At 72.9% G+C, this 22495-nt stretch carries 18 protein-coding genes and 1 pseudogene; 8 read left to right on the top strand and 11 right to left on the bottom strand.

Annotated features, from left to right (window positions below; translation table 11 throughout):
* Nucleotides 1-9 precede the first annotated feature (9 nt).
* Together AB0F82_RS33620 and AB0F82_RS33615 are read left to right on the top strand one after the other, a co-directional pair.
* The gene (locus AB0F82_RS33620) at nucleotides 10-978 is read left to right on the top strand and encodes an alpha-ketoacid dehydrogenase subunit beta (RefSeq protein ID WP_356814476.1); all 969 of its coding nucleotides are present in this window, start codon (nucleotides 10-12) and stop codon (nucleotides 976-978) included.
* A complete protein-coding gene (locus AB0F82_RS33615; protein WP_362634514.1) occupies nucleotides 978-2309 on the top strand; it encodes a dihydrolipoamide acetyltransferase family protein in 1332 nt (443 codons plus the stop codon). The genes AB0F82_RS33620 and AB0F82_RS33615 overlap by 1 nt, the downstream gene beginning before the upstream one ends.
* A gap of 81 nt (nucleotides 2310-2390) precedes the next feature.
* On the opposite strand, the gene AB0F82_RS33610 is transcribed toward AB0F82_RS33615, so the two are convergent.
* The 10 genes from AB0F82_RS33610 to AB0F82_RS33565 all read right to left on the bottom strand — a co-directional run bounded on the left by AB0F82_RS33610 (nucleotide 2391) and on the right by AB0F82_RS33565 (nucleotide 14296).
* Nucleotides 2391-3368, bottom strand: coding sequence for an NAD(P)H-quinone oxidoreductase (locus AB0F82_RS33610; protein WP_362634512.1), 978 nt, complete (start codon nucleotides 3366-3368; stop codon nucleotides 2391-2393).
* A 26-nt stretch (nucleotides 3369-3394) separates the two neighbouring features.
* On the bottom strand, nucleotides 3395-4495 hold the full coding sequence (locus AB0F82_RS33605) for a potassium channel family protein (RefSeq protein ID WP_362634509.1): 1101 nt from the start codon (nucleotides 4493-4495) through the stop codon (nucleotides 3395-3397).
* Entirely contained in the window at nucleotides 4483-5778 is a 1296-nt protein-coding gene (locus tag AB0F82_RS33600; RefSeq protein WP_362634507.1) for a molybdopterin molybdotransferase MoeA, read from the bottom strand. The genes AB0F82_RS33605 and AB0F82_RS33600 overlap by 13 nt, the downstream gene beginning before the upstream one ends.
* Nucleotides 5775-6650 (bottom strand): NTP transferase domain-containing protein, encoded by an 876-nt coding sequence (locus AB0F82_RS33595; RefSeq protein WP_362634504.1) that lies wholly within the window; start codon nucleotides 6648-6650, stop codon nucleotides 5775-5777. The genes AB0F82_RS33600 and AB0F82_RS33595 overlap by 4 nt, the downstream gene beginning before the upstream one ends.
* 213 nt (nucleotides 6651-6863) lie before the next feature.
* Complete coding sequence (locus AB0F82_RS33590; protein ID WP_356813612.1) at nucleotides 6864-7403, bottom strand: bacterial proteasome activator family protein; 540 nt, start codon at nucleotides 7401-7403, stop codon at nucleotides 6864-6866.
* An 82-nt stretch (nucleotides 7404-7485) separates the two neighbouring features.
* A complete protein-coding gene (locus AB0F82_RS33585; RefSeq protein ID WP_362634571.1) occupies nucleotides 7486-10245 on the bottom strand; it encodes an ABC transporter permease in 2760 nt (919 codons plus the stop codon).
* 101 nt (nucleotides 10246-10346) lie between these two features.
* Complete coding sequence (locus AB0F82_RS33580; RefSeq protein ID WP_362634500.1) at nucleotides 10347-11093, bottom strand: ABC transporter ATP-binding protein; 747 nt, start codon at nucleotides 11091-11093, stop codon at nucleotides 10347-10349.
* 25 nt (nucleotides 11094-11118) lie between these two features.
* The gene (locus AB0F82_RS33575; RefSeq protein WP_362634497.1) at nucleotides 11119-11769 is read right to left on the bottom strand and encodes a PadR family transcriptional regulator; all 651 of its coding nucleotides are present in this window, start codon (nucleotides 11767-11769) and stop codon (nucleotides 11119-11121) included.
* Nucleotides 11770-11851: 82 nt separating this feature from the next.
* Nucleotides 11852-12487: a hypothetical protein gene (locus AB0F82_RS33570; protein ID WP_362634494.1), complete on the bottom strand. Its 636-nt coding sequence runs from the start codon at nucleotides 12485-12487 to the stop codon at nucleotides 11852-11854.
* Nucleotides 12488-12634: 147 nt separating this feature from the next.
* A complete protein-coding gene (locus AB0F82_RS33565) occupies nucleotides 12635-14296 on the bottom strand; it encodes a protein kinase domain-containing protein (protein ID WP_362634491.1) in 1662 nt (553 codons plus the stop codon).
* 230 nt (nucleotides 14297-14526) lie between these two features.
* Here AB0F82_RS33565 and AB0F82_RS33560 point away from each other — a divergent pair, with 230 nt between their 5' ends.
* Nucleotides 14527-16116 (top strand): protein kinase domain-containing protein, encoded by a 1590-nt coding sequence (locus AB0F82_RS33560; RefSeq protein ID WP_356813606.1) that lies wholly within the window; start codon nucleotides 14527-14529, stop codon nucleotides 16114-16116.
* 379 nt (nucleotides 16117-16495) lie between these two features.
* On the opposite strand, the gene AB0F82_RS33555 is transcribed toward AB0F82_RS33560, so the two are convergent.
* Nucleotides 16496-17155: a response regulator transcription factor gene (locus AB0F82_RS33555; RefSeq protein ID WP_362634488.1), complete on the bottom strand. Its 660-nt coding sequence runs from the start codon at nucleotides 17153-17155 to the stop codon at nucleotides 16496-16498.
* 326 nt (nucleotides 17156-17481) lie between these two features.
* Between AB0F82_RS33555 and pdhA the strand changes: the two genes are divergently transcribed.
* The 5 genes and pseudogenes from pdhA to AB0F82_RS33530 form a co-directional block, all read left to right on the top strand.
* Nucleotides 17482-18690, top strand: coding sequence for a pyruvate dehydrogenase (acetyl-transferring) E1 component subunit alpha (gene pdhA / locus AB0F82_RS33550; protein ID WP_362634485.1), 1209 nt, complete (start codon nucleotides 17482-17484; stop codon nucleotides 18688-18690).
* Nucleotides 18690-19670: an alpha-ketoacid dehydrogenase subunit beta gene (locus AB0F82_RS33545; protein ID WP_356813602.1), complete on the top strand. Its 981-nt coding sequence runs from the start codon at nucleotides 18690-18692 to the stop codon at nucleotides 19668-19670. Before pdhA ends, AB0F82_RS33545 begins: the two co-directional genes overlap by 1 nt.
* Before the next feature lie 13 nt (nucleotides 19671-19683).
* A complete protein-coding gene (locus AB0F82_RS33540) occupies nucleotides 19684-21132 on the top strand; it encodes a dihydrolipoamide acetyltransferase family protein (protein WP_362634481.1) in 1449 nt (482 codons plus the stop codon).
* Nucleotides 21133-21242: 110 nt separating this feature from the next.
* The gene (locus tag AB0F82_RS33535; RefSeq protein WP_362634478.1) at nucleotides 21243-22181 is read left to right on the top strand and encodes a GNAT family N-acetyltransferase; all 939 of its coding nucleotides are present in this window, start codon (nucleotides 21243-21245) and stop codon (nucleotides 22179-22181) included.
* Between the two features lie 105 nt (nucleotides 22182-22286).
* Nucleotides 22287-22495, top strand: a pseudogene (locus AB0F82_RS33530) (RHS repeat-associated core domain-containing protein); the annotation flags it as partial.

Below are 22495 nucleotides of genomic sequence, written 5' to 3'. Positions count from 1 at the left end.
CCCGCGACGATGGCGCAGGCCCTGACGCGGGCGATGCGCGACGCGATGGCCGAGGACCCGACGGTCCACGTCATGGGCGAGGACGTCGGGACGCTGGGCGGGGTCTTCCGCATCACGGACGGCCTGGCGAAGGAGTTCGGCGAGGACCGCTGTACGGACACCCCCCTCGCCGAGGCCGGGATCCTGGGCGCGGCGGTCGGCATGGCCATGTACGGGCTGCGGCCCGTGGTGGAGATGCAGTTCGACGCCTTCGCCTATCCGGCCTTCGAGCAGCTGATCTCGCACGTGGCGAAAATGCGCAACCGCACCCGCGGCGCCATGCCGCTGCCGATCACCATCCGCGTGCCGTACGGCGGCGGCATCGGCGGCGTGGAGCACCACTGCGACTCCTCCGAGGCGTACTACGTGGCGACGCCCGGCCTGACGGTGGTCACCCCGGCGACCGTCGAGGACGCGTACGGGCTGCTGCGCGCGTCGATCGCGAGCGACGACCCGGTGGTCTTCCTGGAGCCCAAGCGGCTGTACTGGTCGAAGGCCGACTGGTCGCCGGAGGCGCCGGCGGCCGTCCCCGGCATCGGCAAGGCCCTCGTCCGGCGGACGGGTACGAGCGCCACCCTGATCACCTACGGCCCTTCGCTGCCGGTCTGCCTGGAGGCGGCCGAGGCGGCCCGCGAGGAGGGCTGGGAGCTGGAGGTCGTCGACCTGCGCTCGCTGGTCCCCTTCGACGAGGAGACGGTCGTGGCGTCCGTACGCCGCACCGGCCGCGCGGTCGTCGTCCACGAGGCCGGCGGCTTCGGCGGACCGGGCGCGGAGATCGCCGCCCGTGTCACGGAGCGGTGCTTCCACCACCTGGAGGCCCCGGTGCTGCGGGTGACGGGCTTCGACATCCCGTACCCGCCGCCGATGCTGGAGAAGTACCACCTGCCCGGAGTCGAACGGATCCTGGACGCCGTGGCCCGCCTGCAGTGGGAGAACTGATGCCGCAGGTCATGGAATTCAAGCTGCCGGACCTCGGTGAGGGCCTGACCGAGGCCGAGATCGTGCGGTGGCTGGTGGCGGTGGGCGACGTCGTCGCCATCGACCAGCCGGTCGTCGAGGTCGAGACGGCCAAGGCGATGGTGGAGGTGCCCTGCCCGTACGGCGGTGTGGTCACCGCCCGCTTCGGCGAGGAGGGCGAGGAGCTGCCGGTCGGCGCCCCGCTGATCACCGTGGCGGTGGGGGCGCAGTCGGTGCCCGCCGAAGACGCGGAGGCCGCCGGGGCCGAAGGCTCGGGCGAGGCGCCCCGGCCGCTGATCGGCTACGGCTCGGACCACTCGCGCCCGGCGCGTCGGCGACGGGTGCGGCCCGTCACCGCCGCGGTGTCGGCGCCGGTGGCGCCGGTCACCGCCGCCCCGGCTCCCGTCGCGGTGGCTCCGGCCGCTCCGGCTGCCGCCGCCGGTCCGGTGCCCGTTATCTCGCCGCTGGTGCGCAAGCTCGCCAAGGACCACGGGGTGGACCTGCGCGCGCTGCACGGCTCCGGGCCGGAGGGCCTGATCCTTCGGGCCGACGTCGAGGCGGCCCTGGCCGCACTGCGCGAGCCGGCCCCGGCCCCCTCCCCCGCGACGGTCGCGGTGGCGGCCCAGGGCGAGCGGATTCCGCTCAAGGGGCTGCGCGGCGCGGTCGCCGAGAAGCTGTCGCGCAGCCGCCGGGAGATCCCGGACGCCACCTGCTGGGTCGACGCGGACGCCACCGAGCTGATGGCGGCCCGGGCCGCGATGAACGCGGTGGGCGGGCCCAAGATCTCGGTGCTCGCGCTGCTGGCACGGATCTGCACGGCCGCGCTGGCGAAGTACCCGGAGCTGAACTCCACCGTGGACCTCGCGGCCAAGGAGATCGTCCGGCTCCCGTCGGTGCACCTGGGCTTCGCCGCGCAGACCGAGCGGGGCCTGGTGGTCCCGGTGGTCCGGGACGCGCAGGGGCGCAACCCGGAGTCGCTGTCGGCGGAGTTCGCGCGGCTGACAGAGCTGGCCCGTGCGGGCAAGCTGGCCCCGGCCGACCTGACGGGCGGCACCTTCACGCTGAACAACTACGGGGTGTTCGGGGTCGACGGGTCCACGCCGATCATCAACCACCCCGAAGCGGCGATGCTCGGCGTCGGCCGGATCATCGACAAGCCGTGGGTCCACGACGGGCAGTTGGCGGTGCGCAAGGTCGTCCAGCTGTCGCTGACCTTCGACCACCGGGTCTGCGACGGCGGCACGGCGGGCGGCTTCCTGCGCTACGTGGCGGACTGTGTGGAGTCCCCGGCGGTCCTGCTGCGCAGCCTGTAGCCGTGCGGCGCGGGGCGGGGTCCCGGGGCTCAGCCCCGGACCTCGCGCCTCACACGCCGGCGAGGCCGGATCGAGCTGGTCTCACACCGTGAGCAGCAGTTTGCCCACGTGGGTGCTCGACTCCATGACCCGGTGGGCCTCGGCCGCTTCCCGCATCGGGAACGTCGCGTGGACCACCGGCCGCACCCGGCCGGCGGCCACCAGCGGCCACACGTGTTCGCGCACGGCGGCGACGATCGCCGCTTTCTCCTCCAGCGGCCGTGCCCGCAGCGACGTGGCGGTGATCGCCGCCCGCTTGGCCAGCAGCGCACCCAGGTTCAGCTCGGCCTTCACCCCGCCCTGGAGCCCGATCACCGCCAACCTGCCGTTCACGGCCAGAGCGTCCACGTTCCGGGAGAGGTACTTGGCGCCCATGATGTCCAGGATCACGTCCGCGCCGGCCCCGCCCGTCGCCTCCCGCACCGCGGCCACGAAGTCCTGCTCGCGGTAGTCGATGAGGACGTCCGCGCCCAGCTCCTTGCAGCGGGCCAGCTTCTCCGGTCCGCCGGCCGTGACGGCGACCGTCGCGCCCACCGCTTTGCCCAGCTGGATCGCCATCGTCCCGATGCCGCTGGCCCCGCCGTGCACCAGCAGGGTCTCGCCGGGGCGCAGTCCGGCCACCATGAACACGTTGGACCACACCGTCGTGACGACCTCGGGCAGCGCCGCGGCCGTCACCAGGTCCACCCCCGCCGGGACCGGCAGCAGCTGCCCGGCCGGGACGGCGACCCGTTGCGCGTAGCCTCCGCCGGCCAGCAGGGCGCAGACCTCGTCGCCCACGGACCAGCCGGACACCCCCGCCCCGACGGCGGCGATCCGCCCGGAGCACTCCAGCCCCGGATGGCGCGAGGCGCCCGGCGGCGGATCGTAGAAGCCCTGCCGCTGGAGGACGTCGGCGCGGTTCACGGCGCTCGCCGCGACCTCGACGAGGACCTCGCCCTCGCCCGGCACCGGATCGGGTACGTCGGCCCAGACGAGGGCCTCGGGGCCGCCGGGCTGCTCGATGGTGATCGCATGCATGGCCCGGAGGCTACGCCACGGCGCGGCTACTCGGCAGGACCCAGTGTCGTCTTCGGAGCGGTGGACGGCGCCGCCCGCACGATGGTGATGAGACGGTCCGTCAGCTGGAGGGGGCTCGCGTGCGGGTCGTCGTAGGGGAGCAGCCGGTGCCCGCGGAGCACGTTCACGACCAGGTCGTCGGTGTCGCGCACCGACTTGCCGACCTCGGACTTGCGGACGGGCCGCTCGATGAGGTCCAGGCCGCTGCCCTGCTGGATCAGGTCCTCCATCACGGTGCCCGCGCTCGGGCTGAGCACCGACAGGCCCAGCAGCCGGCCGGCCGCGCTCGCGCTCGTGATGACCGCGTCGGCCCCGGACTGGCGCAGGAGCGGGGCGTTCTCCTCCTCGCGCACCGCGGCGACGATCTTCGCTCCGCGGTTGAGCTGCCGGGCCGTCAGCGTGACCAGCACCGCCGTGTCGTCGCGTTGGGTGGCGATGACGATCTGACGGGCCTTCTGGAGCTCGGCGCGCAGCAGTACGTCCGAGCGGGTGGCGTCGCCGACCACGCCCGTGAACCCTTCGGCGTTGGCCATGTCGATGACCTTGGCGCTGGGGTCGACGACGACGACCTGTTCCTTGGAGAGGCCGGTGGCCAGCAGCGTCTGCAGGGCCGAGCGGCCCTTCGTACCGAAGCCGACGACGACCGTGTGCTCGCGCAAGTTCTTCCTCCAGCGCTTCAGCCGCCACTCTTCCCTCGTCCGTTCCGTCAGGACTTCGAGGGTGGTACCGACGAGGATGATCAGGAACAGCACGCGCAGCGGCGTGATCAGCATGATGTTGATCAGTCGTGCGCTGTCGCTGTAAGGGACGATGTCGCCGTAGCCGGTCGTCGACAGCGTCACCGTGGCGTAGTAGAAGCAGTCGAGGAGATCGACCGTCTCGTTGGCGTTGTCGTGGTAGCCGTCGCGGTCCAGCCACACGATGAAGACCGTGAGGAAGAGGACGAACAAGGCCATCAGCAGGCGCTTGGCGACCTGGCGCAGCGGATGCTCGACGATGCGCTTGGGCAGCTTGATGCGTCGGGAGACGAGCTTCTCGTCGGCCCCGCGGGCCATGGCGTCCTGTCCGGGCAGTTTCACGTGAAACATCCTCCCGAAGCCCACGGCAGGTCGAGGACCTCCAGCTCCTGCCCGGACCGGGCGCCCTTGGGCGGTACGACGGCCAGCGCGTCCGCGGCCGCCACGCCGCGCAGCATCGCGGGGCCGTGGTAGCGCAGCGGTACGGCGTGCTCGTCGTCGAGCCGGACCGGGACCAACCGCGTGTCGTACGGGTGGCCCGGTACGTCGCCCCGCACGGGCGCGGTGTAGCGCGGGCGCGGGCGGCGGCCCGCGAGGGCGCGCAGCAGCGGCTCGGCGAGGGTCAGCAGGCCGGAGACGGCGGCGAGGGGGTTGCCCGGGAGGCCGACCACGTGCCGCCCGTCCGCCCGGTCGCCGATCCGCGCCAGCAGCATCGGGTGCCCCGGCCGGACCGCCACTGCGTCGACCAGCAGCCGGGCGCCGGCCTTCTCCAGGACGGGGTGGACGTGGTCGACGGGACCGGAGGCGGTGCCGCCGGTGGTGACCACGACGTCGGCGGTGGAGGTGCTGACGGCCTCCAACAGGGCCGCGGCCCCGTCCGGGTCGTCGCCGAGCGTGCGGGCGGCGGTGACCTCGGCGCCCAGACGCGTGAGCCAGGGCCCCAGCATGGGGCTGAGGGCGTCACGGATCAGCCCGTCGTGCGGGCGGCCCTCGGTGAGCAGTTCGTCGCCCAGTACCAGGATCTCCACACGGGGGCGGGGCCTGGTGGTCAGCTCGTCGTAGCCCGCGGCGGCGGCGAGGCCGAGTACGGCGGGGGTGACCAGTGAACCGGCGGGCAGCAGCAGGTCCCCCGAGCGGCACTCCTGGCCGCGCGGGCGGATGTCCTGGCCGGTGACGACGGGCCGGCCGGCGAAGAGCTGCCCGCCCGCCTCGCTGCAGTGCTCGCTGCGGATGACCGCGGTGGCGTCGGCGGGGATCCGGGCGCCGGTGGCGATCCGGACGGCCTCGCCGTCGGCGAGCGGCTCCGGCCGGCCGGAGCCGGCCAGGACGCCGTCGCCGGCGCGGACGTGCCACGGGCCGGGGCCGGCCACGGCCCAGCCGTCCATGGCGGAGGTGTCGAAGGAGGGCAGGTCGGTCAGCGCGTCCAGGGAGGCGGCCAAGACCTCGCCGAGGGCGTCCGCGAGGGGCACGTCATGGGTACGGGCCCGCACCCCGGCCCCGGCATGCGCGGCGACCTCCCGGGCCTGCGGCCAGGAGGCGGCCCGGTGGCCGCCCGCACCGCCCCCTTCGGGGTTGCGGCTGACCAGGGCCAGGGCCTCGTCGAGGGCCTGCTCGGCGGAGTTCGTGGGGGTCATCCCGGGCCGTTCTCTCCGGCGGCGGCGTCGGCCTCCGCCTCGGCGGCCCAGCGCAGCGCCAGGTCGGCGGCCTTGCGGGAGGCCTCGGCCACGGCCCGGGCGGGGTCGGCGCCGGTGGCGGCGGCGTGGGCGGCCGCGTAACCGACCAGGAAGGTGGTCAGTGGGGCGGCGGGCCGGGCGACGCCGTGGGCGGCGTCCCGGGCGAGGTCGAGCAGGGTGTTGGTGTCGACGGCGAGGTCGATGCCCAGCTCGTTCTTGACGGCGGTGATCCATTGGTCCAGCACGGTTCCATGCTCCCTGATCCGGGCGCGGGCGACGGCGAGATCGTCCCAGGTGTCGCAGTCGAAGGCGGCGAGGGGCTGCGCCGCGACCGGAGTCAGCTCCAGTTCCGCGGTGAGCGCGCGCAGCGGGAGCCCGGCGAGGCCGCCGTGTTCGGTGGCGAGCAGCGCGATCTCACGGCGCAGGGGCTCCGCCCGGTAGGCGGCGACCAGCGGCTGGTCACGGCCGTCGGGATCCCGCAGCATCGCCCCGTCCGCGCCGTACGCGTCGGGAGCGGCCAGCAGGGCCCGCACGGTGTCCCGGTCCAGGAACGGCAGGTCCGCGGAGAGTACGAGGACCAGCCCGGCGGTGGTGTCGCGCAGCCCGGCGTCCAGCGCGGCGACGGGGCCGCCCCCGGGCGGGTCCTCGCGGGTCCACCGCACGGGGCGCGCGGTGGGCCGCCGGCCGCCGACCACGACGGTGCGGCGGGCGTCCGGGCAGGCGTCGAGGACGCGGTCGAGGAGCGCCCGTCCGCCGACGCTCAGCGCGGGCTTGTCCGCCCCGCCGAGTCGCCGAGCGGCGCCGCCCGCCAGCACGATCGCGTCATAGCTCATGTCCCGAGTATGGGGGGCCCATCTCCGCTGTGCGGAACCCCCCTTGCCCGGGGCTTGTCCCGCGGGCGCGGCGCCACTACCGGGGCTCCGCCCCGGAGCCCGCGCCTCAATCGACGGCGGGGCTGGGAGACGGCGGGGCCGGACAGGGGTACGGGCCCGGCCCGCGCCCGCAGGCGCGGACCGGGCCCGCTTGTTCCGCTGACTGCCGGCGGCTCAGAGGTAGGGGCCCGAGCGGACCGCGCCGTGGCCGCCGTCTTCTTCGTCGTCGTGGGGACCGCCCGGCGGGAGGGCGCGGCGCATCTGCTCCAACTGGGCGCGCGCGGCCATCTGCTGCGCGAACAGTGCCGTCTGGATACCGTGGAAGAGGCCTTCCAGCCAGCCCACCAACTGGGCCTGCGCGATGCGCAGTTCGGCCTCGGAGGGGATGGCCTCCTCGGTGAACGGGAGGGACAGGCGCTCCAGTTCCTCCACGAGTTCGGGCGCCAGGCCGTCCTCCAGCTCCTTCACGGAGGCGGCGTGGATGTCCTTGAGCCTGACCCGGCTCGCCTCGTCGAGGGGCGCGGCGCGTACCTCTTCCAGGAGTTGCTTGATCATGCTGCCGATCCGCATGACCTTGGCGGGCTGTTCGACCATTTCCGTCACCGGGACCTCGCGCGACTCGTCATCGGCGTCGCCGACCGCCGTCCCGTCCTGTCCCACGATCAGGACGTGCGGGGGACTGTCCTGCGACCGTTCACTCCTCGGCATCTCCATGCCGTCATTCTCTCGCACACCTTCGCTCTCACTCGGTGTGCCCCCGTACAGACGTGATCCACCCTGTACGGGGGCACCGGACTCAGCCCGCGGCCCGGCGGGCCAGCGCGCCGTTGGAGCGGGTGACCAGCGCCGCCAGCAGGGCCGCGCCCAGCGGGACCACCACGAGCAGCTGGGCGAGGGTCTCCCACGGCACGGATATCGGGACGTACGGGGCGGCCTCGCCCGCCAGGGAATAGCCTTCGTCGACGGCGCGCCGGGTGAGCGCCTCCAGCGCCCGTCGCTCCGTCAGGCGCAGGCCGATCGCGGGCAGGATTCCGGCCGCCGAGCCCAGGACGACGCCCATCAGGGCGACGACCCCGCACTGGAAGCCGCTCAGCGTCCGCCGCACCCGCGGCGGGGCGCCCACGGCGGCCAGCGTCTTCAGATCGGCCTCGGCATCGGCCTGCGAGAGCCCGGTGGCGATACCGGCCGCGCCGATGGTGACCAGGCCGGCGAAGACGGTCAGGGCGAGCAGGGCCAGGCTGTCGTCGCCCTGGTAGCCCGCTTCGATCCGCAGGGAGGCCTCCACGCCCATGCGGTCGATGTCCCCTGCGACCCTCTGCCGCTGCTCGGAGGACGCCGTCCCGTCGAGGGCGAAGTACGAGCCGACCGGTGCCGTGGTCAGCCCCGTGGCCTGGACCGCCGCGGGCGGCAGGACCAGTTCCAGCCCCCAGCCCTCGGTGCCCTCCGGGGCCAGGTGGACAGGGATGATCTTGTCCACGCCGACCGGTTCCTTGGGCGGACCGACGAAGGAGTCGGCCCCGTCCGGTCCGGACACGATCCGCAGGGTGAGCTTGCCGTCCTTGACCTGGCGCTTGTCGAAGGCGACGGCACGGCCCTCCTTGAGGGCGGACACGGAGCCCGGGTCGGTGACCGCGAGCACGCTCAGCAGCTTCTCGTCGGCGACGACCGTGGAGTGCTGTGCGCCGCGCCCGGCGTCTTTGCAGCGCCAGTCCTGGCGCAGCCGGCGGGCCTCCTGCGCGCTGAAGGCGTCGGAGCCCTCGGCGCTCTCGTAGAGCGGACACCGCTGGTCCTTGGGCGTGATGATCTCGGTGCGACCGCAGGCCGGGTCCTGGGAGAACGTCGCGCAGCCCGGCTTGCCGACGACCAGCCGTTCCACGTCCGCGCGCCGGGCCACCGGGAGCTGCTTGGTGAGGGACTCGCGCAGGGCGGGGACCTCCTTGTAGGCGCCGTTCTCGGTGGTCAGCAGCCGGCCGGTGCCGTGCGGCAGATCGGCGACGTACTCGTGCCGGCTCTGGATGTCACTGCTGTGCTGGTAGGTGGCCACCGCCACGGTGCCGGCGACGGCGGCCAGGACCGCGGCCACGGCGGGCGCCGTACGGCCCCGGTTGCGCACGGCGTCGCGCAGCGCGAGGCGCGGGGACAGCGGCAGCCAGCGTCCGAGCCGCCCGAAGAGGCCGACCAGGACCGGGGTGAGGGCGACGATCCCGAGCTCGGCGAGGGCGCTGCCGCCCGCCACGACGGTGGAGCCCAGGTCCGACGTGCTGCCGTACAGGGCGATCCCGGCGCCGGCGGCGACGGCGACCAGGCCGATGACCGGCAGCACCCGGTTGGAGCGGCGCACACCGCGGCGGCCGGTCAGCGAGGCCAGCACCGTCTGTCGGGAGGCGGTGACCGCGGGGACGATCGCGGACAGCAGTCCGGTCACCACGGCGAGCAGGGCGATGCCGGCCAGTTCCAGCGGGCGGAAGTCGAGGTCGCCGAAGCGGTTGCCGAGCTGCTCCTCCAGCACCGGCTGGAGCGCGACGGTCAGGGCGATGCCGATCGCGGTGCCGCAGACGGCGGCCGCGGCGCCGATGACCAGGCCGCCGGAGAGCACGATGGACCGGATGTGGCGGCGGTCGCCGCCGTTGGCGCCGACCAGGCCGAGCTGGCGGCGCGAGCGGCGGGCGCCGACCGCGAAGGCCGGACCGGCGAGCAGGCAGATCTCCAGCATGGCGAGGCCCACGACCGTGGCCAGGATGGCCATTTCGGTGGCTCCGCCGGCGCTGCGCTCGAACTGCTCCTTCGGCTGCTGCCGGTAGAGCGGGACGTCGGCGTCGGCGGGCGGACGGTTGGCGACGGCACGGGAGACGACGAGCAGGGACTTGGCGTTGGCCGCCTGGACCATGTTCCACGTGAAACCATCGCCGCCCACCTTGATCAGGTAGGAGTCCTCCGGGTGCACCCCGGTGCCTCCTGAGGCCTGGAGCGCCTTGTCGAGGGGGTCGATCAGGCTCCCGGGCGGGGCGGTGATCTGGTCCTTCTTGAGGTCGTTCGGCAGCTCGTACGCGCCGACGATCCTGTAGGCGGAGGTGGCGCCGCGCGGGGTGACCGAGGAGCCGACGAACAGGCCGGAGTTCTCCAGGAAGGCGTTGGTCGCGACGACCTCGCCCGCCCGCTCGGGCAGCCGGCCGCGGTCGAGCGTGAACAGGCCCTCCGCCAGCGGGTCGTGCAGGTCGATCTCGCGCAGATCGGCTTCGAGCAGCCCGTGCTTGGTGCGGACCTTGCCGAAGCCGGCGGAGTCCTTCAGGAGCCGGCTCCCGGGCGGGAGCGCGGCGGCCACCTGGGCCGGGGAGTCCTCCTCCGGTCTGGACGGAAGGTGGGCGCCGTCGTAGCCGCCGACGGGCACGTAGTGCGATCCGTCGGGCACCTGGTAGACGGGCTTGCCCGCGTGCGAGGTGCTGACCCGGGCGTCGGCGGCGCCGACCACACGGCTCACGGCTTGGTCGGGGGAGAGTTCGGCGCTGCGCAGGGTGAGGTCGGCGGCGCTCACGCCGACGATCGGCAGGGCGATCATCGCGAGGACCAGGGAGCTGCGGCCCTTGGCGCGCCAGGCGTCGCGGCGCGCGATGCGCAGGGCCGCGACCCAGGAGTGGTACCAGCCTTGGAGCGAGGAGGTCACTGGCCGCCCGCCTGCCCGGAGAGGAGGGAGTCGGCGTGGCTGCGCAGGGTCTCGTCGACCACGCTGCCGTCGCGGAGGAAGACCACGCGGTCGGCCCATGCGGCGAAGCGCGGCTCGTGGGTGACGAGGATCCCGGCCGCGCCCGCGTCGCAGCGGGAACGCAGCAGGCCGAGGACGGACTCGCCGGTCTCGGAGTCGAGGGCGCCCGTGGGTTCGTCGGCGAGGACGAGGCGCCGGTCGCCGACGAGGGCGCGGGCGATGGCGACGCGCTGCTGCTGGCCGCCGGACATCTCGTCGGGGAAGCGGTCGGCGAGGACGCTCAGATTCATCTCCGCCAGCGCCGCGAGGGCCGCGACGCGGGCCTTGCGGGCCGAGGTGCCGTCCAGTTCGAGCGGCAGGGCCACGTTCTCCGCGGCGGTCAGGGCCGGGATCAGGTTGTAGTCCTGGAAGACGTACCCGATGCTGCGGCGGCGCAGCGCGGCCAGCTGCTTGCGGCTCGCGGTGGTGATGTCGGTGCCTTCGACCAGCACCCTGCCGCTGGTGGGGGTGTCGAGGCCGCCCGCGAGGGTCAGCAGCGTGGACTTGCCGGAGCCGGAAGGGCCCATGACGGCGACGAGTTCGCCGGGGTGGACGGCGAGGTCGATCCCGCGCAGGGCGTGCACTTCGGTGGCGCCGCTGCCGTGGGTGCGGACGAGCCGCTCCAACTGCAGTACGGGTTGCCGGGACTGGCGCTGGTCGGACATGAGGGTTCCCCCCTGGAACGGTGGTTCAGGCGCGCCGCGTGCGGGCGGTGCGGGGCCGGTCGGTGGTGGTAGGGGCCGTGGTCTCGGCGGCGGCCTGGGGCGGCTCGGGTGCGGTGGCTCTCCGGTCGGCCGGCAGGGAGAGCCGGACGAGCCGGGCTTCGCAGTGGTCGAGCCAGCGGGCCTCGGCCTCGGTCTGGAAGATCAGCTGTTCCAGGACGAGCAGCCAGGCGACGTCGTCGCGTTCGCGGGACTGCCCGCTCTCGACCGCCGCGAGCGCGGTGGCCTTGAGCCGGGTGTAGTCCTGCATCGCGCGGATCGTGGCGTGCCGCTGGGACTGGATGACGGCGCGGATGTCCACGCCCGGGGCGCCCACGGCCATGGCGAGCTTGATGGACAGCTCGTCTCGGGGCGGGTTGGCCCGGTCGACGGGGCGCTCGTACCACTCGCGCAGCTCGGTGCGCCCGGTGTCGGTGATGGCGTACAGCGTGTGCCCCGCGGCGTCCTCGCCGTCGGGTGCGACGAGGCCGTCGCGTTCGAGGCGGGCGAGGGTCGTGTACACCTGCCCGACGTTGAGCGGCCAGGTGGAGCCGGTGCGGGATTCGAACTCGGTGCGCAGCTGGGAGCCGTACCGAGGACCCCGTTCCAGTAGGGCCAGGAGCCCGTGACGGATCGACATACTCGGTATGTATACCGAGTATGTTCACGCAGGGCAACCATCCCGGGGTGTGCTGCGGAGCGGGGAAGGGGCCCGGGCGGTGCTACGCGCCCCGGCGCAGCCGTACGCCCAGATAGCCCAGACCCAGTCCCATCAGGGCGAATCCGGTTCCCAGTGGCAGTATGTGCGCGGCCAGGTCCGCAGCGCGGTCGTTCGGCTCGGTGCCGAGTGCGGTGACCGTGTCACGCACCGTCGGGGCGGCCGCCGTTGGCCGTCCCTGGGCCTGCGGCGGCCGCGGCGGCAGCGGCGTCGGGGGCTGCGCGGGCGGCGGGGGTGGCGGGGGTGGCGGTGTGGGCTCGGTGCGGGGGCGCACGGGCAGCGGCCTGGAGGCGATGAGCAGCTCCGGGTTGGCGGGCTCACCGACCGGCCGGCCCGGCCGCTCGCGGCCGACTCCGGCGGCGCTCCCCGCCAGCTCCCCGTGGGGGTGGTCGCCGTCGCCCTCGTCCCTCTCGAAGGCCGCGGTGTGCGCCGCCAGGGCCGCCAGGGCCGCCCGTGCCGCCTGGGCCTCACGTACCGCATAGGCCGTCCGTGCCGCCCGTGGGTCGGCGCGCTCGGCGGGGGTGCGGTGCGGCTGGGACGGGCTGAGGGGCCCGGCGTACGCGGAGGCGGCGGGCGCGAGGGCGGCGGCCGCCAGTGCGGCGCAGGCCAGCCAGCGCGAAGGGCGGAAGCCTTGGATCACGGGGTGCCCCTCCCGTCCCGAGCGGCCGGCGTGCTCGCTGGAGTCAGCGATATGCGCTCAGATTTACATGGTGGGGCAAAACCGGCATCCCGGACGCCCTATCGGGTGTCCGGGATGCCGGTGTGTCGTGAAGTCCGCGCGGGCCGGCTACTCCGGATTGCCGGTGGACACGGTGAGCGTGTACTCCGTGCCCTCCTTGTTGATCTTGTCTCCGGCGGCGGGGGACTGGCTCAGCACCGTGTCCTTGCCGTACACGGCCTCGTCCTTCGGGACGATGTTGTACTTGCCGCCCGACGCCTGGATGCAGGCCTTCACCGAGAGCAGGTTCTTGTACTTGAGGTCCGGCGCCGAGTACTTGCCGGACTCGCTGTAGTGCTTCGTGGGCTCCGAGCACTTCTTCGGGTCGATCGTGCGCGTGACGTCGGGGCCCTTGAACCCGGCCTTCGCCGACGCGGACGTGGAGGCGCCCGGATCGGCCGTGGTGCCGCCCTTGTCCTTGTCGTCGCCGTTCATCGAGATCGCCGCGATCAGACCGCCGACGGCCAGCAGCGCCACCGCGATCGCGCCCACGACCACCGGCATGTTCCGCTTGCCGTCACCGCCGGAGCCCGACGGGCTCGCCGTGCCCGTCGGGGAGATCGTGTACGGGGGCGGGGTCTGCGGCGCGTACTGCGCCTGCGGCGGGGGCGTGTGCGGGTAGGCGTAGCCGCCCTGCGCGTGCGGCTGCGGGGCGGGCGTCGGCGCGTACGGGGCCGGCGTCGGGGTGTGCGGCGCCTGGTAGGGCTGCTGCACCGACTGCGGCGGGGCCTGGAAGCCGGAGTCCACCGGCGGGAACACGGCCGAGGACACGCCCGCACCGCTGCTCAGGGGCCCGTTGCCCTGCACGATGACCGGCGCCCCGGTCTGCCCGGAGCCCAGCACCCGCGCGACCTCGTCGCCCATGGCCGCGGCCGTCGGGAAACGCTCGTTCGGGTTCTTCTTCAGCGCACGGGCCACCAGCGCGTCCATCGCCGGGGTCACCGACCGGTTGATGGAGGACGGGGCGACCGGCTCCTCCTGCACGTGGGCGTACGCGATGGCCAGCGGCGAGTCCGCGTCGAAGGGGATCCGCCCCGTCAGCAGCTGGAACAGCATGATGCCGACCGAGTACAGGTCGGACCGGGCGTCGACGCCGCGCCCCAGGGCCTGTTCGGGCGAGAGGTACTGCGGGGTGCCGACGACCATGCCGGTCTGCGTCATCGAGGTGACCCCCGACTGCATGGCGCGGGCGATGCCGAAGTCCATCACCTTGACCACGCCGCGCTTGTTGACCATCACGTTGCCGGGCTTGATGTCGCGGTGGACGAGCCCCATCTCGTGGCTGGTCTCCAGGGCGGCCAGCACGTCGGCCGTCACCTTCAGCGCCTTGTCCGCCGGCATGGCCCCGTACTGCCGGATGTCCGCTTCGAGCACCGAGCCGAGCGGCTTGCCCTCCACGTACTCCATGACGATGTACGGCATCACCGCGCCGTCGCCGGAGCGGCCGCCGCCGAACGTCACTTCGCCTTCACCGGTGTCGAAGACCGAGACGATGTTCGTGTGCGACAGTTTCGCTACAGCCTGGGCCTCGCGGCGGAACCGCTCGCGGAAGGACTGCTCCCGGCCGAGATCGCTGTGCAGGGTCTTGATGGCGACCTGCCGGTCGAGCGCCGAGTCGTACGCCAGGTACACGGAGGCCATGCCGCCGGCCCCCAGCAAGTCCCTTAGCTGGTAACGGCCACCGGCCAGAGAGCCGCCCGCGTACTGGCCCTGAGTGCCGTCCTGGCTCATGACTGTTGCTTCCCCTCGGCGTGTGTCCCCGCGCCCCTGGCATGGCGCACGTGGCGCCCAGTCTGCCCCAGGGCAAGCACACGTCAAGCCAGGTGCCCGTTCCGTGACCACACCTGCACAGGGTGGCCTTGTCCGAACGGTGACCGGTTCGGAGGCTGTAGCGTTCACCGGAGCACCAATAAAGAGGACTACCGCTGAGCGGCGGCCGAGAGATACGACGGCGAGGACTGATGGCACCCGAACCCGAGGGAAACGGCGCCGGGATGACCGATGGTCCTGAGCACTGGGGCGACGGTGGCGTGGTGGGCGACGGCCGTTACCGGCTGACGCACCGGCTGGGCCGCGGCGGCATGGCGGAGGTGTTCGCGGCCGAGGACGTACGCCTGGGCCGCACCGTCGCCGTGAAGCTGCTGCGCGCCGACCTGGCCGAGGACCCGGTGTCCAAGGCCCGCTTCACCCGCGAGGCCCAGTCCGTCGCCGGGCTCAACCACCACGCCGTCGTCGCCGTGTACGACTCGGGCGAGGACCGGGTCGGCCCGAACACCGTCCCGTACATCGTGATGGAGCTGGTCGAGGGCCGCACCATCCGCGACCTGCTCCTCAGCGCCGAGGCGCCGGGCCCGGAGCAGGCGCTCATCATCGTCTCGGGCGTGCTCGAAGCCCTCGCGTACTCGCACCAGCACGGCATCGTCCACCGCGACATCAAGCCGGCGAACGTCATCATCACCGACGCCGGCGCGGTCAAGGTGATGGACTTCGGCATCGCCCGCGCCCTGCACGGCGGGCAGGCGACGATGACCCAGACCGGCATGGTCATGGGCACCCCGCAGTACCTGTCGCCCGAACAGGCCCTCGGCAAGGCCGTGGACCACCGCTCCGACCTGTACGCGACCGGCTGCCTGCTGTACGAACTCCTCGCGCTGCGACCCCCGTTCACCGGCGAAACCCCGCTCTCCGTGGTCTACCAGCACGTCCAGGACGCGCCCGTACCCCCTTCGCAGCTGCCGGAGGGCCACCACATCCCGCAGGAGCTCGACGGCCTCGTCATGCGCTCCCTCGCCAAGGACCCGGACGACCGGTTCCAGAGCGCCGAGGAGATGCGCGGCCTGGTCCAGTACGCGCTCCAGATGCTGCACGACCAGGGGCCGAACACCGGTACCTGGAACACCGGTCCGGTCACCATGGCGCTGCCGCACGGACGCGGCGGCGCCGCCGCCACCACGGCCATGCCCGTGGGCGGAGGCGGCGGCGGGCACGGGTACGCCTCGAACGCCTCGACCTCGCAGTTCCAGCAGCCGATGGTGCCGCCGCTGAACCCGGACGACGGCACGGCCTTCCCCGGCGGTCCCGGCGGCGGCCAGGGCGGTCACAGCGGCGGTTACGAGGTCTACGACGGCGGCGGCAACGGCAGCCGCTGGAAGATGTGGCTGTTCGCGGTGCTCGCGATCGTGGCGATCGCGGGCGGCGTGGCCTACGCCGTCAACAACTTCGGCGGCGGCAAGGGCGGCCAGAAGCAGGACCCGGGGACCAGCCAGACCACGCCCAGCGCGAAGCCGAGCGCTTCCGACTCGCCGGACCCCACGCAGTCGCGTCAGACGACGGACAACACGCCGTCGAACAACGACACCCCGCCTCCGGCGACCCGCACCCGGACGCAGACCGCCAGCCAGTCGCCCACGGCGTCGGCGTCGCAGTCGCCGACCGCGACGGCGACGAAGAGCGCCACGGCGACGGCGACCGCCACGGCGACCAAGACCGCTCCGGTCACCACGCCGCCGACCAAATCCCAGCCGCCGCCGGGACCCGAGAGCGCGGAGTGAGCACGGGACGGGCCCGGCGGAATCAATTCCGCCGGGCCCGTTCCTGTACGACGCCCGGTCAGCCGGCGGCTTGGTACAGCCGGTCGGGATTGCCGTTCCCGGCGAGCGAGTGCACGGTGATGAACCACAGTTCGAACCGCATGCGGACCGGGTCGAACACATCGCCGTCCACGAAATGCGGACCCGGACCGAAGAGTTCCAGTGTTCCGCGGTCGGCTCGACGACCTGCGCCGTTCCGGTGAACCGCACCGACCGGAGCCGAGGGTCCGGGGAATAGGAATTGTGGGCCCCGTACGAACCACGCTCGGGTTGCACACCTGGCGCCCCTCCCGTTACCGGCACCCCCGCCCGTGGAGCCGGATCGCGGTCGGACCGGGTGCTACCGCTTCTCCGCCTGCAGCCGGGCCACGTAGGCGGCGGCCTGGGAGCGGCGCTCCATGCCCAGCTTGGACAGCAGGCTGGAGACGTAGTTCTTGATCGTCTTCTCGGCCAGGTGCAGGCGCTCGCCGATGACGCGGTTGGTCAGGCCCTCGCCGATCAGGTCGAGGATCTTCCGCTCCTGCTCGGTGAGGTTGGCGAGGCGGTCGTCGCCCTTGCCGCCCTTGCCGTCGCGCAGCCGCTCCAGTACGCGTGCGGTGGCGACCGGGTCCAGCAGCGACTTGCCGGCGGCGACATCACGCACGGCGCTGAGCAGCTCGTTCCCGCGGATCGCCTTGAGCACGTAGCCCGAGGCGCCCGCCATGATCGCGTCGAAGAGGGCCTCGTCGTCGGCGAACGAGGTCAGCATCAGGCACTTGACGTCCTCGCTCCGGGAGCGCACCTCGCGGCACACCTCCACACCGCTGCCGTCCGGCAGGCGGACGTCGAGGACGGCCACGTCGGGGCGGGTGGCGGGGATGCGGACCATGGCGTCGGCGGCCGTACCGGCCTCGCCGACGATCTCGATGTCCGCTTCGACCGACAGCAGCTCGTGGACGCCGCGACGGACCACTTCGTGGTCGTCCAGGAGGAATACCTTGATTTTTCCGTCTTCGCGCACGAAGTCAGTTTCACACACTCACCCCTTCCCTGCCGGAGTTACCCGGGATAACGTGCCGTTGTTCCCGGCCCCTGCAAGGCTGTGACCAGTGGTTGTTCCCGTCGCTGCGCATTTACTTGGAAATCCAAGCAAAAACGCAGGTCAAGCGGGGTTTCGCAGTTATGCGGCGCACTGGGTAACGTGCATTGCGCAGGGCACTCGCCGGGACGCCTGTCACGCCTGAATCCCGTACGCGACGCGCACCCACCCCGTGCGCTCGTTACGGATGCAGGTGAGCCGCACTGGACCCCGGAGAACCCGGGTGCCGGACCGACGGAGGAGCACAAGTGACCGTGGAGAGCACTGCCGCGCGCAAGCCGCGACGCAGCAGCGGCACCAAGCGGGCGGCAGGTGCGGCAAGCGCCGCCAAGCCCGCCGCTGCCACCGCGCAGACGCAGGACGTTGAACCTCAGCTCGTACAGCTGCTGACGCCCCAAGGGGACCGGGTCGACCACGCTGAGAACGCGGAGTTCGCATCCTTCGTCGCAGACATCACCACCGAGGACCTGCGCGGCCTGTACCGCGACATGGTCATGACCCGCCGCTTCGACGGTGAGGCGACCGCCCTGCAGCGCCAGGGCGAGCTGGGCCTGTGGGCCTCGCTGCTGGGCCAGGAGGCCGCGCAGATCGGCTCCGGCCGGGCGCTGAACGACGCGGACTACGTCTTCCCGACCTACCGCGAGCACGGCGTGGCCTGGTGCCGCGGGGTCGACCCGACCAACCTGCTCGGGATGTTCCGCGGCGTGAACCACGGCGGCTGGGACCCGAACCTCAACAACTTCCACCTCTACACGATCGTCATCGGCTCGCAGACGCTCCACGCGACCGGTTACGCGATGGGCGTGGCCAAGGACGGCGCCGACGCGGCCGTGATCGCCTACTTCGGCGACGGCGCGTCCAGCCAGGGCGACGTGATGGAGGCCTTCAACTTCTCCGCGGTCTACAACTCCCCCGTGGTGTTCTTCTGCCAGAACAACCAGTGGGCGATCTCCGAGCCGACCGAGCGCCAGATGCGCGTGCCGCTCTACCAGCGCGCGCAGGGCTTCGGCTTCCCCGGCGTCCGCGTCGACGGCAACGACGTCCTGGCCTGCCTGGCCGTGACCCGCTGGGCCCTGGACCGGGCGCGCCGCGGCGAGGGCCCGACCCTGGTCGAGGCGTTCACGTACCGCATGGGCGCCCACACCACCTCCGACGATCCGACGAAGTACCGGCGGGACGAGGAGACGGCGGCCTGGGAGTCCAAGGACCCCATCCAGCGCCTGAAGGCCCACCTGCTGGCCACCGGAGGCGCCGACGAGGCGTTCTTCACCGAGCTGGAGGCCGAGAGCGAGGCGATGGGCAAGCGCGTGCGCGAGGCCGTGCGCGCCATGCCCGACCCGGACACCATGGCGATCTTCGAGAACGTCTACGCGGACGGGCACGCGCTCGTCGACGAGGAGCGCGCCCAGTTCGCCGCCTACCTCGCGTCCTTCGAGTCGGCCGAGGAGGGTCACTGATGGCTGCCCAGAAGATGTCGATCGCCAAGGCGCTCAACGAGTCGCTGCGCAAGGCCCTGGAGCAGGACCCGAAGGTCCTGATCATGGGCGAGGACGTCGGCAAGCTGGGCGGTGTCTTCCGGATCACCGACGGCCTGCAGAAGGACTTCGGCGAGGAGCGGGTCATCGACACCCCGCTCGCCGAGTCGGGCATCGTCGGCACCGCCATCGGCCTGGCCCTGCGCGGCTACCGGCCGGTCGTGGAGATCCAGTTCGACGGTTTCGTCTTCCCGGCGTACGACCAGATCGTCACGCAGCTCGCGAAGATGCACGCGCGGGCCTTGGGCAAGATCAAGCTGCCGGTCGTCGTGCGCATCCCGTACGGCGGCGCGATCGGCGCGGTCGAGCACCACTCGGAGTCCCCCGAGACGCTGTTCGCGCACGTCGCGGGCCTGAAGGTGGTCTCCCCGTCGAACCCGAGCGACGCCTACTGGATGCTCCAGCAGGCGATCCTCAGCGACGACCCGGTGATCTTCTTCGAGCCGAAGCGCCGCTACTGGGACAAGGGCGAGGTCGACACCGAGGCCATCCCGGGCGAGCTGCACAAGTCGCGCGTGGTGCGCGAGGGCTCCGACCTCACCCTGGCCGCCTACGGCCCGATGGTGAAGGTCTGCCTGGAGGCCGCGGCCGCGGCCGCCGAGGAGGGCAAGTCGGTGGAGGTCCTGGACCTGCGCTCGATGTCCCCGGTCGACTTCGACGGGATCCAGGCGTCGGTGGAGCGGACCCGCCGGCTCGTGGTCGTCCACGAGGCGCCGGTCTTCCTCGGCGTGGGCTCGGAGATCGCCGCCCGCATCACCGAGCGGTGCTTCTACCACCTGGAGGCCCCGGTGCTGCGCGTGGGCGGTTTCCACGCCCCCTACCCGCCGGCCCGCCTGGAGGACGAGTACCTGCCGGGCCTGGACCGGGTGCTCGACGCCGTCGACCGCTCGCTGGCGTACTGAGGAGCCACGTTCCATGACCATCCGCGAATTCAAGATGCCCGATGTGGGCGAGGGCCTCACCGAGGCCGAGATCCTCAAGTGGTACGTCCAGCCGGGTGACACGGTCACCGACGGCCAGGTCGTCTGCGAGGTCGAGACGGCCAAGGCCGCCGTCGAGCTGCCGATCCCGTTCGACGGCGTCGTGCACGCGCTCCTGTTCGAGGAGGGCACCACGGTCGACGTCGGCCAGGTGATCATCTCGGTGCAGACCGGTGAAGCCGGCGCCGAGGCCCCGGTCCAGACGGCGGCCGCGCCCGTCGCCGAGGCCGCTGCGTCGGCCGAGGAGCCCGTCGCCGAGGCCCGCCAGCCCGTCCTGGTCGGCTACGGCGTCTCCACCGCCTCCACCAAGCGCCGCCCGCGCAAGGCCACGGCGGCCCCGGCCGCGCAGAACGGCACGGCCGCTCCGGCCGCGCCCGCGGCTCCGGCCGCCCCCGCTGCCCCGGCCGCGCCGGTGCTCCCCGCGGTCCCGGCGCAGCCCATCGGCGAGCGTCCGCTGGCCAAGCCGCCGGTGCGCAAGCTCGCGAAGGACCTCGGCATCGACCTGGCCTCGGTGGTCCCCACCGGTGACGGCGGGGTCGTGACCCGGGAGGACGTCCACGCGGCGGCCGCCGCGGCGATCGCCCTGCAGGCCGTGCCCGCCGCCGCGGCTCCCGTCGCGGCGCAGGCCCAGGCCCAGACCCCGGCCCCGGTGGCCGAGGCCGCGCCGACCGCCGAGACGTCGGCCCGGGAGACCCGCATCCCGGTCAAGGGCGTCCGCAAGGTGACCGCCCAGGCCATGGTCGGCTCGGCCTTCACCGCACCGCACGTCACCGAGTTCATCACCCTCGACGTGACCCGCACGATGAAGCTGGTCCAGGAGCTCAAGGACGACCCGGACCTCGCCGGTCTGCGGATCAACCCGCTGCTCCTGATCGCGAAGGCCGTCCTGGTGGCCATCCGCCGCAACCCGGACGTCAACGCGTCCTGGGACGAGGCGGCCCAGGAGATCGTGCTCAAGCACTACGTGAACCTGGGCATCGCGGCGGCCACCCCCCGCGGGCTGATCGTCCCGAACATCAAGGACGCCCACGCCAAGACCCTGGGCGAGCTGTCGGAGTCCCTGTCCTCGCTGGTCGCCACGGCCCGCGACGGCAAGACCTCCCCGGCCGACATGCAGAACGGCACGATCACCATCACCAACGTCGGCGTCTTCGGCGTCGACACCGGTACGCCCATCCTGAACCCCGGCGAGTCCGCGATCCTCGCGGTCGGCGCGATCAAGCTCCAGCCGTGGGTCCACAAGGGCAAGGTCAAGCCGCGCCAGGTCACCACGCTGGCGCTGTCGTTCGACCACCGTCTCATCGACGGCGAGCTCGGCTCCCGCTTCCTGGCCGACATCGCGGCGGTCCTGGAACACCCCCGCCGCCTGATCACCTGGTCGTAGCGGACCCCGGTACGAAGCCGACGGCCGGTCTCCCGCGAGGAGGCCGGCCGTCGGCCGTTCCGCTCCCGAATTCCCTGGTCGGCCGCCGGGCTACGTGTGATCATCGGCGGATGCTCTTCCGCGCTGCCACCGCAGACCCCGCAGACCTCGACCAGGCCGTCGCCTACCCGGCCGACGGCCCCGTCCCCGCCCTCACCGCCGAGAAGGTCCGTGAGGAGCTCGCCGAGAACCGGATCCGCCCCGAGTGGATCTGGATCGCCGAGGACGAGGAAGGCGAGATCCTGGCCCGTGCGCTGTGGTGGGGCCGCGGTGACAGCGAGCGGCCCATCGCGCTCGACTGCCTGCAGGTACGGGCCTCCGTGGCCGACCCGGCCGCGGTCGCCGCCGAACTGCTGCAGGCCGGGCACGCCGCCTTCGGCAAGCGCCCCGGCTACAACATCTCCCTCCCCCGCGGCTGGCGCGCCGACCCGGAGCTTGCCGCGGCGGTCGCCTGGCGCCAGGAGGCCGCGAACCGGACCGGGCTGACCCGTGAGATCGAGCGCCTGCGCTACGAGTGGACCCCGGCCGCCGGGACGGCCGGGCCCACCGGACGGCTCGTCTTCCGCGACGGCACCGACGAGGAGTTCCTGGACGCCTTCATCCGGCTGTCCGCCGGCAGCCTCGACCTGCACACGCAGACCGAGCTCCAGTCGGTGGAGGCGGAACAACTGGCCCGCGAGGACATCGAGTTCTACCTCGACTGCCCCGGCGAGCGCTCCTGGTGGCGGCTCGCCCACCTCCCGGACGGCACCCTCGCGGGCATGGCCATCCCGTCGGCGACCCCGTACCACCGCAACGTCGGCTACCTGGGCGTCGTGCCCGAACAGCGCGGCCAGGGCCTGATCGACGAGATCCTGGGCGAGATCACCCGCTTCCACGCGGCCGAGGGAGCGCAGCGCATCACCGCGACCACGGACACCGTCAACATCCCGATGGCCGCCGCCTTCGACCGGGCCGGCTACGAGGTCACCGAGATCCGGCTGGTGTGGGAGGAACCGTCCGGGGTCTGAGGAACGTTCCCCGCCCAAGCCCTCGTACGCCGAACAGCTCAAAGACGGCATGGACTACCTGGAGCTCGCGGAAACCCACCTGGCCGGCGGCGTCATCAAGGGCCCGAACTCGTTGACGAGCGCGGCGGACTGGCCTGGCGCAGCCGCTCCACACTGTGGGGATCCACGGCCTGGAACCGGGACGCCACGGCCTACACGCCGCTGCGCTTCCCCGGCCAATACTTCGACGCCGAATCAGGCCTGCACCACAACTACTTCCGCACGTACGACCCCGAGACCGCCCGCTACCTGAGCCCGGACCCGCTGGGCCTGGC

The organism is Streptomyces virginiae, from assembly GCF_040638905.1.
Classification (GTDB): Bacteria; Actinomycetota; Actinomycetes; order Streptomycetales; family Streptomycetaceae; genus Streptomyces; species Streptomyces virginiae_B.
This window is presented reverse-complemented; position numbering and strand designations above follow the sequence as displayed.

Excerpts from the sequence above, each read along its gene's own strand:
- AB0F82_RS33620 (WP_356814476.1), top strand. The coding sequence starts at position 10 with ATGGCGCAGGCCCTGACGCGGGCGATGCGCGACGCGATGGCCGAGGAC.
- AB0F82_RS33615 (WP_362634514.1), top strand. The coding sequence starts at position 978 with ATGCCGCAGGTCATGGAATTCAAGCTGCCGGACCTCGGTGAGGGCCTG.
- AB0F82_RS33610 (WP_362634512.1), bottom strand. The coding sequence starts at position 3,368 with ATGCATGCGATCACCATCGAGCAGCCCGGCGGCCCCGAGGCCCTCGTC.
- AB0F82_RS33605 (WP_362634509.1), bottom strand. The coding sequence starts at position 4,495 with ATGTTTCACGTGAAACTGCCCGGACAGGACGCCATGGCCCGCGGGGCC.
- AB0F82_RS33600 (WP_362634507.1), bottom strand. The coding sequence starts at position 5,778 with ATGACCCCCACGAACTCCGCCGAGCAGGCCCTCGACGAGGCCCTGGCC.
- AB0F82_RS33595 (WP_362634504.1), bottom strand. The coding sequence starts at position 6,650 with ATGAGCTATGACGCGATCGTGCTGGCGGGCGGCGCCGCTCGGCGACTC.
- AB0F82_RS33590 (WP_356813612.1), bottom strand. The coding sequence starts at position 7,403 with ATGGAGATGCCGAGGAGTGAACGGTCGCAGGACAGTCCCCCGCACGTC.
- AB0F82_RS33585 (WP_362634571.1), bottom strand. The coding sequence starts at position 10,245 with ATGATCGCCCTGCCGATCGTCGGCGTGAGCGCCGCCGACCTCACCCTG.
- AB0F82_RS33580 (WP_362634500.1), bottom strand. The coding sequence starts at position 11,093 with ATGTCCGACCAGCGCCAGTCCCGGCAACCCGTACTGCAGTTGGAGCGG.
- AB0F82_RS33575 (WP_362634497.1), bottom strand. The coding sequence starts at position 11,769 with ATGTCGATCCGTCACGGGCTCCTGGCCCTACTGGAACGGGGTCCTCGG.
- AB0F82_RS33565 (WP_362634491.1), bottom strand. The coding sequence starts at position 14,296 with ATGAGCCAGGACGGCACTCAGGGCCAGTACGCGGGCGGCTCTCTGGCC.
- AB0F82_RS33560 (WP_356813606.1), top strand. The coding sequence starts at position 14,527 with ATGGCACCCGAACCCGAGGGAAACGGCGCCGGGATGACCGATGGTCCT.
- AB0F82_RS33545 (WP_356813602.1), top strand. The coding sequence starts at position 18,690 with ATGGCTGCCCAGAAGATGTCGATCGCCAAGGCGCTCAACGAGTCGCTG.
- AB0F82_RS33540 (WP_362634481.1), top strand. The coding sequence starts at position 19,684 with ATGACCATCCGCGAATTCAAGATGCCCGATGTGGGCGAGGGCCTCACC.
- AB0F82_RS33535 (WP_362634478.1), top strand. The coding sequence starts at position 21,243 with ATGCTCTTCCGCGCTGCCACCGCAGACCCCGCAGACCTCGACCAGGCC.